This window comes from Vibrio sp. EJY3 (genome assembly GCF_000241385.1).
Classification (GTDB): domain Bacteria; phylum Pseudomonadota; class Gammaproteobacteria; order Enterobacterales; family Vibrionaceae; genus Vibrio; species Vibrio natriegens.
In genome coordinates this window covers 1,040,041-1,056,697 of record NC_016614.1, presented here as the reverse complement: position 1 = coordinate 1,056,697, position 16,657 = coordinate 1,040,041, and the positions used below count along the sequence as shown (strand labels likewise).

The window sequence follows — 16,657 nt, the reverse complement described above, 5'->3', positions numbered from 1 at the left end:
TCTATTCACGGACTCTCGAATAGGGGCATTTTTTTGTTTCTAATCCTGTAGAAAAACAAATGCTACATGCAATTTAAAGCGATCGCTTTCCAATGATCTTTAGCTGGGCAATCTTTATTCCTATCCCCAAATTCACTGACTATCATAATAGTTACATGATGTTTTATCGAAAAAACAAAACTGATGTGCCGATTATCATGGACTGAAAAATTTTATACTTATTTATCAAATGTATAGTTAATAAATCAGAAAGCCTTTAATTAATTTGAGGAATAATGATGCAATTACTTGAATCCTTTTTTGGTATTATCGGAGACCTCACATGGGGTTGGGCTCTTGTCCCGTTCCTCGTGATCTTTGGTCTGTTCTTTACGATCGTAACTGACTTTGTTCAATTCCGGTTCTTCAAGCGAATGTTTCGCGTATTGCTGACAAAAAACCAGACTACCGATGCAAAAGCCATTTCTGGTCGTGAAGCACTTTTACTTTCTATTGGTGGACGTGTAGGTGGCGGTAACATCGCTGGTGTTGCTGTTGCAATCACGCTTGGTGGGCCGGGAGCCGTCTTCTGGATGTGGGCGGTGGCATTGGTTGGTATGGCGACCAGTTTGGTCGAATGTTCTCTCGCTCAGCTTTATAAACGAAAGGAAGGCAATGATTTTCGTGGCGGTGCTGCGCGTACGATTATTCATGGTCTTGGTGAGGACTATCGTTGGCTCGCCTACGTTTATGCGGTTTGTCTGATCGCTTCTTTCGCTATCGGATTTAATGCATTTCAGGGCAATACCGTTGCAGGTGCCGCTTCAGACAGCCTTGGTATTGACCGTTTGTACACTGGTGTGTTTCTTTCTATTGCTGTTGGATTCATTATCTATGGTGGTATCCATCGTATTGCGAAAGCGGCCGATGTTATCGTTCCAATCATGGCGGTTGCGTATGTTGCCTTAGCGCTGCTTGTCATCATTATCAACATTGCGGAGCTCCCAGGCGTTATTATGACTATCGTTAAAAATGCTTTCGGTATTGAGGAAGTCGTGGGCGGTGGTATGGGTGCTGCGTTGGCTAACGGTCTACGACGAGGCTTGTTCTCAAATGAAGCGGGTTTAGGTTCAGCGCCTAATGTCGCGGCAACGGCAGATGTATCTCATCCGATAAGTCAGGGTATTACTCAGTCACTATCTGTATTTATCGATACGATTGTTGTATGTAGCTGTACCGCCTTCGTGATTCTACTCGGAGATGTCTATGTGCCGGGAGCCGAAGGTGTTGATGGCGTTGTCCTTACCCAACAGTCTTTGGTGTCTCACCTCGGTCAGTGGTCTCAGTACTATCTAACCGGTGCTATTTTGTTGTTCTCGTTTAGTTCGGTTATCTACAACTACTATCTGGGTGAAAACGCACTAACCTTTATGTCTCAGCGCAAATTGTCGCTGCACATTTTACGAATTGCCGTTATAGCTATCGTATTTGTTGGCGCGGTTGCACCAGGCGCGACTTCAGTATTTTTCTTCTCTGACCCGATGATGGGAATTCTCGCCATCGTAAACTTGCTGGCATTGATCATGCTGTTCCCAACCGCAATGCGTTTGTTAAAGGATTACAGGAAGAAGCTTGCTGCTGGTGCTGAGCATCCGGAATTCAATCCCGATGAGTTCCCTGATTTGGATATTGACCGCACGGCTTGGGTACCGAAAAATAAAAAATAGCAAACCTGCTTTTCAATCCTGTTGAGATTACTTAGAAGGGGAGAGAGCGTTCATCGCGTTTGTTACAGTCACGAGTCAGGGAGCCTATCCCTGACTCTGAAACACCTCATCGATAACTCGATAAGTTAGCTTATTGTCAACGTATATACTTTCCATTAGCGCAATTGAATAAACATCAACGTGTTGCGCCTTAACATCGACGTACTTTAGCTGTGTATCGCCAGTATCATGACGAAAAAGCGTAATATGGGGCATATACTTTTTTGCTTCAGTAGCAAAGCCTTGTGCTTTCAGTGCTGTCGTTAATTCTCTTTGTAAATTCATTAATGCGCGATTTCTTGCTATTCCCATCCAAACCAACCGACTTCGTTTTTGGTGAAACGCACCTAAATGATCGATCTCTAAACCATCACATTTTGATTTCAACTGACGCAAGATACGGATTAACTTTTGCTTCTGCTCTTGCGTCGCTTCACCGACAAAAGCCAACGTGAGATGGAGGTTCGCTGTACGAGTATGTCGGCCATTTATACCGCGTGAACGCAATAAATTTTGGTACGTCATTAAGTTGCGCTTTGTATCATCATCAAAGGTCAGTGCAAAAAATAACCGCATAAAACGCCCTCTCAAACCAGAATCGGTGTTTGTGGTCACTGGATTACTTTAAGAATACTATTGATTATACTTTGGGTCTGTTCGTTCATTTTTACAGTAGACGGCAAGCACACGCAGAGTTCTTCTTCTAGTCGTTTGTCTTTCAGTGGCGTAAACGCCAATTCACCATTCATCACTTGTTTTTCAATGTCATACCAAGTCATAAAACTGACTCCGGCACCTTCACGAACCAGGCTAGCAAGCAAATTAAACGAATTGCTTGTGGCAGAAATATCAAAGCTACTGTTCTGTCTCAGGATCTCCGAATAAAGACGCGTATGCACTGATAAGTTTCTGTCAGGAAAGCAAAGTGGCCATTTGAGGCACTCGTGCAATTCTATGGATTTCGTTTTTTCATCGAATAGTTTTGGGAGGTGGACCAGCCCAATCTTAGTCCTGTGCCGCGCTGAAAATTGGATTTTTTCATGTCTGGCGACGTTAAACGCGATAATGAAATCCAATTGATTGTCCAAAAGCAAGTTTGTCAGTGTTTGTGTGTCTCCGGTTGTAAAGTGAACACGTAAATTGTCGAATTGAGAGGAAAGCAAATTGTAAAGTTTAGGCAGAACACTGTGGCTTAGGCAGTCAACTGCGCCGATACGTAGTTGAATTAAGTTTTGCTGAGCCTCTTCCTTTAAGCTCCTTCGAAAGCGGTTTTCTTCAGTAATCCATTGTTGCGCATGTTTATAAAGCGCCTGACCTTGCTCCGTTAGCTCAATCCCTTTTGGGAGTCTCACAAGTAATTGAGTACCGAAATCTTCTTCAAGAATATTCATCTGACGGCTCAGCGCTGACGCGGCAATATGCAGCTTTTCTGCGGCTTTACGTACAGATTTTTCGTGTGCGATGACGACAAACGATCGAACTTCTTTTGTTAATGCAGACATGACTAATATCCGAGAATAAAAATACTGTTCTAAATATTAGCACGCAGCTTTCTAAACGTTCTAGTTTGAATAACGGTTACGCTCTCTTATAGTGTTTTCAGATTCAATAAGGGACTTAAAAACATCAATATATGGAGTTAGTGATGAAACACGACATTGAAAATCTGAAACTCACCATTGAGTTAGCAAAATTGAGTGTGGAAAGTGGGAATCATCCTTTTGGCGCAATGTTGATTGGTCCAGATGGAGAAATACTGATTCGTTCTGGTAACACTTATCAGCATGATAAAGGAGTCGGTCATGCTGAGTCTAATGTCGCTCGCCTTGCCTCTCGTCAATATCAACCGGAATTTCTAGAGAAGTGTACGTTAGTGACATCAGTCGAGCCTTGTTGCATGTGTGCCGGTTCGATTTACTGGGCAGGTATTGGTAGCGTGGTGTTCGGGCTTACAGAAAAGCGTCTCGCTGAATTAACCGGCGACAACCCTGAAAACTTAACGTTAGATTTAGCCTGCCGGGATGTATTCATGGCAGGACAGCGCAAAGTTGAAGTCCGTGGGCCATACGTTCAGCTAGAGGAAGAGATTGCTGCTGACCATATTGGTTTTTGGTAAGGAGGAGCATCAAGAGGCTTCTACCTCTCAGTTCTCTGCATAGCTCAAGCGGAAATCCAAGGCCGACTACACGACCTGCTATAGTTAAAACGTTTTATCTAACGAGACGGAAAGTCAGCAATGAGTAACACATCCAGGTTAAGGGACTTTATTCACGCCTTCACACATTTGGTCGATAAAGCGGGCCAAGATGAAGCGCGTATTATGATGGACGGCAAACTGCTTCTCTCCGAACTTGTCAGCTGCGATGATTGGTTACCTGATGAGTTCGCCCAACCAAATCCAGAATCGTATCAGCAATACTTATTGTATTGCGACCCATTGGAGCGCTTTTCCGTGGTGAGTTTTGTTTGGGGACCTGGTCAGCAGACGCCAGTGCATGATCACACCGTGTGGGGTATGGTCGGAGTAATGCGAGGTGCTGAGTGTTGTGAAGAGTTTTATCTGGATCCAAAATCGAATAGATTACAACCGAATGGGAAACATCAACTCCAATGTGGTGACATTGACCTACTATCACCTCGTATCGGAGATATTCATAAGGTATCAAACGCTCACTCAGATCGTACCTCGATCAGCATCCACATCTACGGTGCCAACATTGGGTCTGTGAGTCGACATCTCTATGACTTACAGACAGGGGAGGTAAAGCGTTTTATTTCTGGATATTCAAACAAAGTGCTGCCGAATATATGGGACCGTTCAACGGAGTAATGAACGGTCTGTTGATGAGTAATGACCAATGAGACTAGAAAGGTGCTACGCCGAAGCAGCTGTCTTCTTCAACGGTCAATTTCAAGCTCAAGCTTTAGCACGAAGAACATTTTACTTGTACCACGAAAATATCCCTTAATATATTGGCTCACTTCATTCGTTATTTTGTGCAATAGCGATTAATATTTACCCAATACTCATAAAAATAAGTAGTCGTCGTTTAAAACGAACACGTAAGTTATTTAAAAATCATGCAGTTTATGGAAGTGAGTGTTTATATAGAGTAGTTGGTCCTGAAATAATACAGAAACTAAGAACTCGTATATCATTATAATTACTATGGGCAAATAGTATAAATATTGTCTTCAATAACAGCGGGAATTGTGTACGATCTTCCAACCATTATCTCTGCACTAGCGCCTAGGGTAATAAAATCTTCCTAACTCGGTATCTCATACGCATTAATTAAAATTGCAAAGAACGGTAATCGTTACGCACTAATAAAGGTTGCTGAAATATGTTTAAAAATTAATCTCTGCGCATGGTGCTCAAAAGCTTGGATGAAGCGATTAACGGACGTCGATTTGCGTGTGCATCATGAGCCTATTGAATGAAAGTCTGGTATTTTGTTGTTCTATGCAGCCATTTGTCATGAACGGATTGCCAATGAATCTCTTATGAAAATGATGCAACGTACGTGTAGGAAAATCACTAGTATCCCATTAGTGACTTTATCCATTTAACTCATCACGTCATTAATTTAGCGGAGTATTATATTTTAAAATAACACCTTTGAATTAGAATCACATTTTGTGCGGTAAATGAATGAAAATATAAATATTAAAAACATTTTAATATTTTTGATGCGGCTAGGCTTTTATTTTGATTTTAACTTAGATTTCGATGATATTTGAAGCTAAATGTTATCGATTATATTTTTAAAACGACGATTTTATTGAAAGCACTTTGCATTATCTGGCGTGATCTTATCCGCATGTATAGTGTTTCTTGTATCCATTAATATTGGTTTTAGAGGGTTTATTTAATATAACTACTCTCTGTTTTAAGGAGGTGATAAGATTTTTAAACCGTACGCTAGTACGTTTAAATATAAATTTTATCCTCATAAAAACGAAAGTTGACGGTAAAAAACACATAGTGATTATCTGGTGTAAATAATGTGGTAGTCATATTTCTCATACTCAGGGGCTGTGTGTACTGTGTTTGAAATAAAAGAGATTTGGTTTGCAGTCTGTAAAATCAAACGATAACAAACTGTATAAATATAAAAGTTTAGATATAAGGGAATATATGAGTAGTCGCTTTAAGCGCAGCAAGATTGCTGTGCATTGTTTAGCGTTATTAGGTGCAAGTATGTCACTATGTACGCAAGCTGAAACGGAATTGGCTGCCGTACAAGGGGGAGCTAAAGGGCTTGAATTCACGTTGATTACTGGCGACAAAGTCAGTGCAGTTGTGAATAATGCCGGTGAACTTGGAGGTATTCGCCTGTTGAATAAAGACGGTGTGGAAATTGTTACTTCTGTATTCAAACGTGGTAACGACACCTACTTGGTGCCAGCCAAAGCACAGCCTTTTGTAGACTCACGCGCCATTGACTTAGAGTTGTTTAATATCAATAAGCTCTATCAGTCAAAGTATGATGACGCGAGCACAGACAATCTTCCGGTGATAATCGAATACGCAGATGGATCACTTGCAGGTGCAGCAACGCCCACTGTAATCGAAGGTACTTCGCTGACCGGTGAAATCGAATTAATCGACAGTGCCGCATTTGGCATCGAAAAAGAGAAAGCCGAGGCTGTCTGGGAAAGCCTGACACAGGATGGACGCATTGAAGGAGTTTGGCTTGATGCTGTGATTCATGGTCATAAGCAATCTGTTGGCACCACGTTAACACCTACCGTACCTTTGACAGGCGCGTTGGGCCCTTCAGCCGTCACGTTTAATGGTGAAGGCGTCACAGTAGCGGTATTGGATACTGGCTACGATGTTGAGCATAGTGACTTGAGAGGGCAGGTGATTGGCTCAAAAGACTTTTCATATTCAGCAAACGGTGTTGATGATTTAAATGGTCACGGCACTCACACGGCTTCAACCATTGCTGGTACGGGGTCAGAATCGAATGGGTATTGGGCAGGCATGGCGCCTGGTGCTGATCTTCTCGTTGGTAAAGTTCTGAGCAACAGCGGTGGTGGCAGTACTTACGGTATTATTAATGGCATGATCTGGGCCGTCGAAAATGGCGCAGACATCGTCAATATGTCACTAGGTGGTTCAGCCACAGCCTGTGAAGGCCCGATGGTTGATGTGGTTGAAGCTTTTAGAGATCAAGCTCTGTTTGTTATTTCAGCCGGTAACAGCTTTACCCGTGAAACGGTGGGTTCGCCGGGCTGTGCGCCAAGCGCCTTGACTGTAGCTGCATTGGATCGTGAAAATCAGACGGCTGTGTTCTCTTCGCGTGGTCCATCACCAGATGGTCACTCAGCGAAACCAGATATCGGCTCACAAGGTGTCGATGTCGTGGCTGCTGCATCTGGAGGCGTGGGTAGCAACGCTTACCGCTCTTTGTCGGGTACATCAATGTCGGCACCTCATGTTGCAGGTGGTGCGGCGATTGTATTACAGGCTCGTCCAGATCTATCTCCAGTACAACTCAAACGCGTTTTAACTTCTTCAGTCTTTGATAATAACGCTCATGTGTTAGAGCAAGGCGCAGGCCCAATGGATGTGAACCGCGCTATTACTCAACCAGTTATTGCCGCGCCAAACGTAGAACTAGGTCGCTTTGTTGACGTGTCATCTGCTGTCAGTGTCGATGCGCATGTGACGCTGACCAATATCAGCAACAGTGATGTAACTTATAAACTGAGCATGGATCTGATCGGCGAAGACGGTATAACGCAATTGCCTGCGACTCTGGCTGGTTTAGGCGTTAAATCAGTAACGGTACCAGCGAATGGTTCAGTGGACGTGCCAGTTTGGATTGAGCCACAAGTGGCGCTGCGCGATGGCGCTTATGGCACCATAACTGGACGTATTAAAGGCGAGGGTACTGGTCAATCGGATGATCAAATTATTGTGCCTGTTTCGTTTTTGATCCAGCCGCCAGAAGTCGAGCTGACATTAAACGCGTACGATAACCGCGGCAAGCCTGCAAACAGTTTCTCTAAAGCCTATATCATTAATGAAGAAGATGACTGGGGGCATGCTCTTTCCTTTACCAATGGTCAAGCCAGCATTAGCCTGCCTAAAGGTAACTACAGTGTTATTTCACACATTGTAACTTACGACAATGATTCTGATTTTGGTGGACTACCAGAGTCCGCAGCGCAGATGGCCTACCTTGATCACAAAGTCACTTCAGATACGGTACTGACTTTTGATGCTGGTGTGGCAGAAAAAGTGGAGTTTAAAGCGGACAAGCCAATTGATACACAGGGCTTCTCGTTTGGTTTCACCTACGCTCTGGATGACAATAAAGTAGCTAAACTCGCTGCGATTGATTTGATGCCGGATTATGTTGAAAACATGTATCTGTGGTCACAAGGTTACGACAGCCGTTTCCGTGCATTTTTATCTACTCATGCAACCGCTCCTGAAACTGTGCTAAGCATGGAAAATGGTCAGCAGTTACATGCCGTCGCACAAGGTCTTGCTGTTGGTTTTGATGGTGAAGGTAGCGCTGAAGTAGTACCTGTTGGTGAAGGTGGTTACAGCACAGATTGGAGCCAATTTGATTTGGCTGACAAAATTGCTTTGATCCAAAACCCTTACAATGTCACTTCTTACATGGTGAAAGGTGCGCTGGAACAAGGTGCAATTGGTGTACTTTTCTATCGTCCAGGCACTAATGGTCGTTATAAAACAGCCTTTACTGGTATTTCGACTAAGCCGATTGTTGGCTTAAGTGCTGAAGAAGGTGAAATGTTGTTTGCAGAAATCCAAAGTGGTCGCAACAAGGTGAGTTGGTCAGGTACTGCGGTTGATAAGACGCCTTATACTTACCAACTACATCACATCACTGAAGGTCACAACAAAGGTGGCTTAATTCGTGTGCATGATAAAGACATGTATCACATTAGTGCAGCGTACCATGCTCAAGGTGAGGAACGTCCAGTTTTCCGCGACATGATGGCTCAAACCAACAGCACTGGTGAGTTCTATTCAACGGGCAGTCCACAAATGTTAGTGGCACCGGTTGTGCGTGATGAATATTACACCGCAACCAGCAAAAACACCTGGACCAACATTGTAATGCAAGGCAGCCGCATTCAATCGGATGGCGCGTATTTTGATGGCCCACGAATTATGGAAGCTGGCGCTAAAGAAGAGACTACCTGGCTAAGAGGACCAAAAGGCGCGAGCTTGAACACGAGTTCTCATTCTGTTGGTTACCGTGATACCAATTTGATTCGTTGGAACTTCCCGCAGTTTGGGGATGCGTCAGGTCACGATGCTATTGCAGGTTACAATGGTCGAGCAGCCTATGGTTTATGGGTAAATGGTGAGAGCACGTACATGGACACTGGCACTTTAACCATGCCTGTAGAAAGTGCGGAAGTGCGCCTGGAGCTACGTAATTATAACCGTGGTGTTGCTGAGCGTTCACCGATTGACGACAAGCTAGGTTCGTTTTATCAGGGTATCTTTACCTTTATGACTGACCAAAGCATGCAAGGTGCGCAACCTATTTTGGTACCGAAAATTGATGTTCCAGTCGATATGCACAACAGCCATCCTGCAGGCGAGCCTGCGAAAGTTGTCCTGTCGGGTGAAATGGACAGCAATGAAGATGTGACTCTGGCAGAAGTGACCCTGCAATACGCTTATGGTCAGGAATGTGTAGTGAGCTATGTTTCTGCTTACTCGTACTGTCCGGTTTATGACAAACTGAATGAATCAGATTGGGTCAACGCTCAAGTGGCTTATGAAGATGGCCAGTGGGTTGCGACCGTGCCAAATGACGCTGAAGCAGGTGAATTTGTTCACTTACGTGTAGTAATGAGCGATACAGACTCAAGCTCTGCGCAAGTTACAACATTACGTGCTTACATGCTCAAATAAAGCTCGCTTATTACAGCCACAGTGACAATCTTTGGCACAGTGTGGTTTTCTAAAAAGTAAAAGCCCCGAAAGGGGCTTTTTTATTGTTCGCATTTCCGTATTAGGCAAAGTCTAAGATAACTACAGCAGCACTTTCAGGTGAAAACTCGGCATTAAAGATCAGAGATAAATACTTTAGGCCGAATTAATCTACAACGCCTCTTAAATGGTACTGATTTAACGAATGTCTACTTTGTCATAACTTCTTATCCGACTGATCTAGCAAGACAGAGCTGCTGCTCAATGAATGAACATATCAACACATTTGAACACACATATCACATGTCTAAAAAATAGATAACTTGTAAAAAAACTCTGATTCCTCAGCGCAATATTTTCTTATCTTTATTATTTATCTTATTCTAATTTATGGAAATTTCACCTTTGAATGCTGAGGTTCTTAGTCGGTGTGTCACGAAGATTGTGTAATATCGAATATTTAACATCACTCAGTAGTGAAATGCTTAAATGTACACAATATCATCACAAAAATAAGAAACATTCCCATGGAAAAATAGATCGTAGTGAATAGTTAAATGAGAAGTAGGTTATAGTAAAACTATAATCAATGATAGGAGAGGTTATTTTTGTTAATTTAAATATATGATATATATAGAAAAATAATTAAAATTCCTCATATCTCTTCCATATTGTTTAGATTAAATAAACGTCAATAATCGCACTATACTCTAAGAGTTAAACTTTCAAGAGTTTTAACAAAAAATTAGCAAACTTCCACTTTTGATCACATATAAAACAACACACTATGCAGTTCTGTTAACAGATGTGATACTTATTGCCCCCGCTGTTGTTACATCAATTAACAACAAGTAACCAAAAGAACTACAACTACAAATACAATTACATAAGTTGATTAATAGTCGACAAGGAGATTTGCCTACCATGTGGAACATTCTTAAAATCGCGAGTGCGTTTATCGGAATTATTGTCGGGGCCGGATTTGCCTCCGGACAGGAAGTATTGCAGTACTTCACAAGCTTTGGACATTGGGGCACAGCAGCCGCGGTGCTGGCAACGGCCCTATTTGCATACCTAGGTATGATGCTGACAATGCTTGGCTCTCAAACCAAGACCATGTCACACAAAAAAGTCATCTACCAAATTAGCGGCCGTTGGGTTGGCGTTATCGTAGACTATGTGATTATCTTCACCTTGTTTGGTGTAGGCGTAGTAATGATTGCCGGAGCTGGTTCCCTTCTAACACAACAATTTGACCTGCCAGGATACGTCGGAAGCGCTCTTCTAACGGTCCTAATCGGCCTGACCGCAATGATGAATGTAAATCGTGTTGTCGCGGTTATTGGTAGTATTACACCATTTTTGATTGTTGCTCTGGTCGTTATTTGTGCCTACAGCATCATCACAATGGATCAATCTTTTGATACCTTAGCGCCAATTGCTGAAAGTGTTGAATCAACACTACCTAACTGGTTTATCTCAGCAATCAACTACGTATCTTTCAACCTAGCGGTGGGCGCGGCCATGGCACTGGTTATGGGCGGTGCGGAATCAAACCCTAAAGTTGCAAAACTGGGTGGACTTCTTGGTGGTGCTGGAGTCGGTGTACTAATCGTACTTAGCCACTTAGCACTATTTTCTAAGATTGAAGTGGTCGCAGAATACCCAATGCCGCTACTAAAAATCATCGATATGATTTCACCAGCACTGTCAACCTTCATGACATTCATTTTGTTAGGTATGATCTTCAATACCGCAGTGAGCATGTTCTACGCATTTGCAGCTCGCTTTGTACCAATGAAAACGGCTAAAGCGAACAAGTTTATTTTTGCTACCTTGATTGTTGGCTTTGTGGCTAGCTTTGCCGGTTTCACTCAGTTAGTTGCTGTATTCTACCCGCTGATCGGTTATTTAGGTCTGTTCCTTGTTGGTGCCCTTATCTATGCTCCAATTAAACTAAGAAAAGACGAAGCACAACTTCAGCAACCCGCTTTTGCTGCCGAATAATGTTGATTAACATTGACTAATAGTAAAAACGGCAGACCGGACCAATCGGGATGCCGTTTTTTATAAGAGTCAGTACATTGCCTATCTAACCCAACTATAACTCTTCAGCTTGAACAATATTCTAAACATGTCGTTCACTATAAGTAGGGCAGTATCTTCGTCCATATATACCCAAACACGTGTTATGCCTCGATGTGCGAACTAAGATGAACCGCTAGCGTTGTTATACAAAAAGTAATGAATTGGAAAACTTAAGCTACGCCGAGCTGATTTACGCACAATACAGTTCAATTCTTCTGCAGGTGCTTCCCGGTCAGAGTGTAAAAACAGCGGATTTGGACCCTCAATACATCACTGGTGGATTGAAGTGTTGGAATGGACAGAGAGGAGAGAGGAAACCCCACGCTCAACCTGACTGACATATCTCATTGAACGCTGAATACGCTCGGCCATCTCAGCTAGAGTTACGCCTTTAGCCTTACAAAAATCCCGAATCTGGCGCCAATGCGTAGGTTATCGCTATCTACTGTTTCATTTCTTTTTTATTCATATTGTTGGGTTATAGAACCCGCTCTTATAAATCTCATGTGCCTGAGTTTCAATTCAAGAATTTCATAAGTTCACTTTTGTTGGAAACGGTTATTCATGTATACCGTTTTATAGGTCTTTCTCTCATTGTCTTAAATTCAGGATAGTGTCCAGTTTTTTAGACGGTCTTCTGTCCAGATTTCTGGATATTAGTTAGCAGGGAAGATAGTAAATCATTGCTTATCAGCTGGTTAAGTGTTTGGCATATATCTTGGATTAGGTTGAGTTACGTTGGATTGGTTCGACTTTTATCCATTCTGAACAACTTAGAAAAACAACAAGACGAGGTTGATATGCAAAGGACTGTTATTTTAACGACTGCCAGCTCACTGGTGCTATCGGGTTGCTTAGGCTCTTCCGACAGCTCAGAAGAAACCACGGATTACAGCGTACTGCCCAGTTATCTTTCTGGTTCGGTTGATGTCATTCAGGTAGATGGTATAAGTGATGATTTGCTCACAGGTATGGCTCTGAATAGCAATACTGGTGCAGTAACACCGGAAACGGTGGGGATAGGTTCTAGCCCGGAACAGATACGTCGCTATCAGTTAGGAGCCAGCTATAACAGTATGATGGACCCGGTAACGCCTGGAGGCTGGGGTATTCATTGGGGGCCTTTGGTTACAGGAGGGATTAGTTCTCATACAGTAGAGGCGTTTACCGGCCAGGTGTCAGGTACGGAATATCAAGCCATTGTGGATGATGGCTCTGGTAAAACCAATGTCAAACTGGTGGTGCAGGTCCCGAGTAGTTTCTCTACCGAGAGCCCTTGTATTATTGCTGGGCCATCATCCGGTTCCCGTGGTGTTTATGGGGCGGCAGGTACGGCAGGTGATGCGGCGTTAAAACGGGGTTGTGCCGTAGCCTATACCGATAAAGGGACCGGTGATGGCGTACACTTTATTGGCAGTCAGCAGGTGATTAATCTGGATGGAAAGGTTGTTGATGCTATCAGTGCAGGCTCTTCTTCAGCATTTACCGCTGAGTTTGCAGAAGGCTTTGCGGATGCTGCTGATCCGCGTACTGCAACAACCAAACACGCTCACTCTCAGCAGAATCCTAGTAAAGACTGGGGCTTGAATACCTTGCAATCCATTGAGTTTGCTTTCTATGCCTTACACCAGGCTTATCCTGATCTGGCTTTTAATCCTGACAATACCACAGTGATTGCAGCCAGTTGGTCCAATGGCGGGCGTTCTGTACTGATGGCTGCAGAGCAGGATACGCAAGGGCTGATTGATGGTGTGGTTGCTGTTGAGCCGAGTACGGCAATGGATCAGCATGATTTTACCATTACTCAGGGGGAGCGCAGCTGGGGGCCTGAATCGGTAGGCTGGAGTTTATACGATATGCATGCCTTTGGTGCGGTGTATCAGCCCTGTGCTAATAACCTGACCGAAAACGACAGTGCCGATCTGGTTAACTCTGCTAAGTCTCCTGAACGTTGTACCCGCCTGCAACAATTAGGGCTGTTAACGTCCTATTCTGCTGATTTGCAGGTGCTGGCTCAGGAAGCACAGGATCTGATGAATACTGTCGCGGGGTTCCTGCCTGAGCAGAATCTGGGTATGCCAGCGTTTACTAATATGTTTTCTGAAATCACCAATACTTATGCTAACTCCTACGGTCGTTACAGTATCTCAGACCAGCTGTGTGGTATCAGCTTCGCCAGCTATAACGGTGGGACGAAACAGTTTGAGGTGCTGAGTGATGAAGATAAGGCGCTGCGCTTCCTGGGACAGAATATGATCGCTGGTGGTAGCCGCTGGATTCAACCGGTCAATATGAATTCGTATGATCCTTATGGGGCGACGGCGTTTAACTCCACAGCGGATAAAAATCTGGATGCAGATCTGTGTTTCTTTGCGATGTCCCACTACGGAAAGGCCAAGCTAACTGAGTTGGGGATTCTGGATACTTACAAAGGCAACGGTGATTTTGACCGGGTTCAGGCGGGTATTCAGGAAGCGATAATGAGTGGTGATCTACAGGGTAAACCAGCCATAATTATGCATGGTCGTGCCGATCAGGTGGTTGCACCAAATCATGGTGGTCGCGCCTACTACGCCCGTAACCGTCAGGTCGATGCCCGCGATGATGTCGTGTACTGGGAAATCGAAAATGGCCATCACCTGGAGATGTTTGCCTATCTGTTAGCCCCGAATCTGGGTTTCTATTCCACACCACCTAATATGCAGCACCGTTATGCCTATATTCATCCTTACTTTGAACAGGCGCTGAATCAGATGTTTGCTCATCTGAGCTCAGGCGAGGCGCTGGCTCCGAGTCAGGTGGTTCGCACGACGTCGATGCAGGAAAGCGGTGAAGAGCAGATTACAGATGACATGTTTGGTGAAGTGCTGGCTATGCCGGGTGAAGATGTTGTCCGCTGGCAGGATAATACGTTGGTGATTCCTCATTAAGCCACTTCCTTTAAAAAACAGTTCTATTATCGGCTGCCCCGATCAGTTCTCTTGTGCTGGTCGGGGCTTTTTATGTCTACAGCTTAATACGCCTTTTCACCGACTGATAGGTATGAGTGGCAATGAGTGTTTGCTGTTCATGAGTTCTTTATGTACTGAATATCCAGCTTACGCATCTTTTCATACAAACTTGCACGGGATATACCCAGCAGCTTAGCTGTTTGTACCTTATGCCCTTGAGTGTAAGCAAGTGCGGTTTCAATAGCTTTACGCTCTGCTCGGGCAATCTGTTCATGCAGTGGTTGTGGTGGAGTGTTGACCTGAGGCAGATTGGGAGAAAGTCGGTTAGCTGATGAGATAGTGTATATAGGCAATCCCGTGTTCGGATCTATTCTCGGTGATATTGGTTGCGTCTGAGCAGTCTGTTGAAACTGTGCTGTTGGAACTAACAGTGACTGAATCAGTTGGACATCAATCTCGGTGTGTTCCTCTGCCATAATCACCGCTCGTTCCAGCAGGTTTTGCAGTTCCCGTACATTACCCGGCCAAGAGTGCTGACACAGTAGGTTAATGGCATCCGGTGTCAGGTACTTAACTGGCAGATGCAGTCTGATACAGAGCTCATCCAGTAGACGTTCTGCAATCAGGTCAATGTCTGCCTGACGTTCACGAAGAGGGGGAAGATGGATCGGCATGGCATTAAGGCGGTAGTAAAGGTCTGCGCGAAACTCGCCGTTTTCCACCATTTTTGGCAGATTACGACTGGTGGCGGCAACGATGCGAATATTGACTTTTTTTACCTTATTGGAACCCAATGGCTCAAACTCTTGCTCCTGGAGGGCGCGCAGCAATTTACTTTGCAGCTCCAGTGGCATATCGCCAATTTCATCAAGAAACAGGGTGCCGCCATCGGCCAGCTCCAGTTTACCTTTACGCCCCTTGTTGGATGCGCCGGTATAGGCTCCGGGGGCGACACCAAAGAACTCTGCTTCGATCAGGTTATTGGGAATTGCGGCAACATTAAGTGAGACAAAGGCGTTATGGGAGCGGGCTGAGAGTTCATGCAGGGCGTGGGCAAACATCTCCTTGCCGGTGCCCGTTTCGCCGGTCAGTAGAACAGAGATATCAAATCGTGCCGCTTGTCGTATCTGATGTTTGACATTCTGCAGTTGTTCGCTGCGGCCCGTAATCTGATATAAGCGGTATTTATTTTGTCGTGCCTGATTTAACTCCTGGGTGACATTGTCCAGTTGTTGTTGCATTTGGTTGAAGCGGTTGGCCAGGGAGTGAAAACCTTTGCGTTGCTCCAAAGCAACAAAACCAAAGGCTCCGATCACCTCTCCCTGATCCGATTGTAGAGGAATCACGCTCACCAGTGTCCACTGTTGTTTGACCCATAACAGTTCCAGCAGTACCGGTTCTCCACTGTCGGAGACTCTGGGTAGAAAACTATTATGAATATAACGGGTGATCGGCTCACCTACAGGGTTATGGCTCAGCCCTAGAAACTGACGATAGCCCTTACTTATCCAAGTGATGCGGTGCTGTTGGTCAATAGCGATGGTATTGCTATAAAAGGTGGCAAAGGAATCCGCCAGGGTTTTGAAGGAGGAGTCCTTGAGTGTCGCTGTTGCATTTAGTTCTGTCATAATCAGCTTATTATTTTTTAGAGGCACTCTCTAATTTATATCATGGCCCCGACCATGAGAGAGATCCATGAGAATGACCGGCAGAATCGCCCTGGTGAATGGTATCTTCGGAGTATCGTTATTCATAATCCCTCTTACTCTAGATTTTTGAGTATAAAACTCAAAAGTAACTGAATAAAAAATATAACATTATAGTTACAATTATAAATAAATTATTTTATATATTTGTAACAACTTTCTTTGTCACAGGTAACAGAATTTATATTATTTTGGGGTCATGACTCAAAATCGTAAAAGTGGTATTACTGC

At 44.0% G+C, this 16,657-nt stretch carries 9 protein-coding genes; 6 read left to right on the top strand and 3 right to left on the bottom strand.

The features are described from left to right. The first annotated feature begins 278 nt into the window (after positions 1 to 278). Positions 279 to 1,706 carry a sodium:alanine symporter family protein gene (locus VEJY3_RS20585; RefSeq protein WP_014234357.1) on the top strand — a complete coding sequence of 476 codons (1,428 nt, stop codon included), beginning with the start codon at positions 279 to 281 and terminating at the stop codon, positions 1,704 to 1,706. 84 nt (positions 1,707 to 1,790) lie between these two features. Here VEJY3_RS20585 and thpR read toward each other — a convergent pair whose 3' ends face one another. Next, positions 1,791 to 2,321 (bottom strand): RNA 2',3'-cyclic phosphodiesterase, encoded by a 531-nt coding sequence (gene thpR, locus VEJY3_RS20580; protein WP_014234356.1) that lies wholly within the window; start codon positions 2,319 to 2,321, stop codon positions 1,791 to 1,793. Between the two features lie 35 nt (positions 2,322 to 2,356). Then, entirely contained in the window at positions 2,357 to 3,247 is an 891-nt protein-coding gene (locus VEJY3_RS20575) for a LysR family transcriptional regulator (protein WP_014234355.1), read from the bottom strand. 143 nt (positions 3,248 to 3,390) lie between these two features. Between VEJY3_RS20575 and VEJY3_RS20570 the strand changes: the two genes are divergently transcribed. The 5 genes from VEJY3_RS20570 to VEJY3_RS20550 all read left to right on the top strand — a co-directional run bounded on the left by VEJY3_RS20570 (position 3,391) and on the right by VEJY3_RS20550 (position 14,699). Continuing rightward, positions 3,391 to 3,861: a nucleoside deaminase gene (locus VEJY3_RS20570; protein ID WP_014234354.1), complete on the top strand. Its 471-nt coding sequence runs from the start codon at positions 3,391 to 3,393 to the stop codon at positions 3,859 to 3,861. A gap of 120 nt (positions 3,862 to 3,981) precedes the next feature. After that, on the top strand, positions 3,982 to 4,575 hold the full coding sequence (locus VEJY3_RS20565; RefSeq protein ID WP_014234353.1) for a cysteine dioxygenase: 594 nt from the start codon (positions 3,982 to 3,984) through the stop codon (positions 4,573 to 4,575). 1,311 nt (positions 4,576 to 5,886) lie between these two features. Then, on the top strand, positions 5,887 to 9,663 hold the full coding sequence (locus VEJY3_RS20560; protein WP_014234352.1) for a S8 family serine peptidase: 3,777 nt from the start codon (positions 5,887 to 5,889) through the stop codon (positions 9,661 to 9,663). 942 nt (positions 9,664 to 10,605) lie between these two features. Then, a complete protein-coding gene (locus VEJY3_RS20555) occupies positions 10,606 to 11,688 on the top strand; it encodes a membrane protein (protein WP_014234351.1) in 1,083 nt (360 codons plus the stop codon). Between the two features lie 881 nt (positions 11,689 to 12,569). Next, entirely contained in the window at positions 12,570 to 14,699 is a 2,130-nt protein-coding gene (locus tag VEJY3_RS20550; RefSeq protein WP_148263148.1) for a 3-hydroxybutyrate oligomer hydrolase family protein, read from the top strand. Between the two features lie 137 nt (positions 14,700 to 14,836). On the opposite strand, the gene VEJY3_RS20545 is transcribed toward VEJY3_RS20550, so the two are convergent. After that, the gene (locus VEJY3_RS20545; RefSeq protein ID WP_237708183.1) at positions 14,837 to 16,348 is read right to left on the bottom strand and encodes a sigma-54-dependent Fis family transcriptional regulator; all 1,512 of its coding nucleotides are present in this window, start codon (positions 16,346 to 16,348) and stop codon (positions 14,837 to 14,839) included. Positions 16,349 to 16,657 lie beyond the last annotated feature (309 nt).

Bases quoted from the DNA above. Each gene is read 5' to 3' on its own strand.
- VEJY3_RS20550 (WP_148263148.1), top strand. From the start codon at position 12,570: ATGCAAAGGACTGTTATTTTAACGACTGCCAGCTCACTGGTGCTATCG.
- VEJY3_RS20555 (WP_014234351.1), top strand. From the start codon at position 10,606: ATGTGGAACATTCTTAAAATCGCGAGTGCGTTTATCGGAATTATTGTC.
- VEJY3_RS20575 (WP_014234355.1), bottom strand. From the start codon at position 3,247: ATGTCTGCATTAACAAAAGAAGTTCGATCGTTTGTCGTCATCGCACAC.
- VEJY3_RS20565 (WP_014234353.1), top strand. From the start codon at position 3,982: ATGAGTAACACATCCAGGTTAAGGGACTTTATTCACGCCTTCACACAT.
- VEJY3_RS20585 (WP_014234357.1), top strand. From the start codon at position 279: ATGCAATTACTTGAATCCTTTTTTGGTATTATCGGAGACCTCACATGG.
- VEJY3_RS20545 (WP_237708183.1), bottom strand. From the start codon at position 16,348: ATGACAGAACTAAATGCAACAGCGACACTCAAGGACTCCTCCTTCAAA.
- VEJY3_RS20570 (WP_014234354.1), top strand. From the start codon at position 3,391: ATGAAACACGACATTGAAAATCTGAAACTCACCATTGAGTTAGCAAAA.
- VEJY3_RS20560 (WP_014234352.1), top strand. From the start codon at position 5,887: ATGAGTAGTCGCTTTAAGCGCAGCAAGATTGCTGTGCATTGTTTAGCG.
- thpR (WP_014234356.1), bottom strand. From the start codon at position 2,321: ATGCGGTTATTTTTTGCACTGACCTTTGATGATGATACAAAGCGCAAC.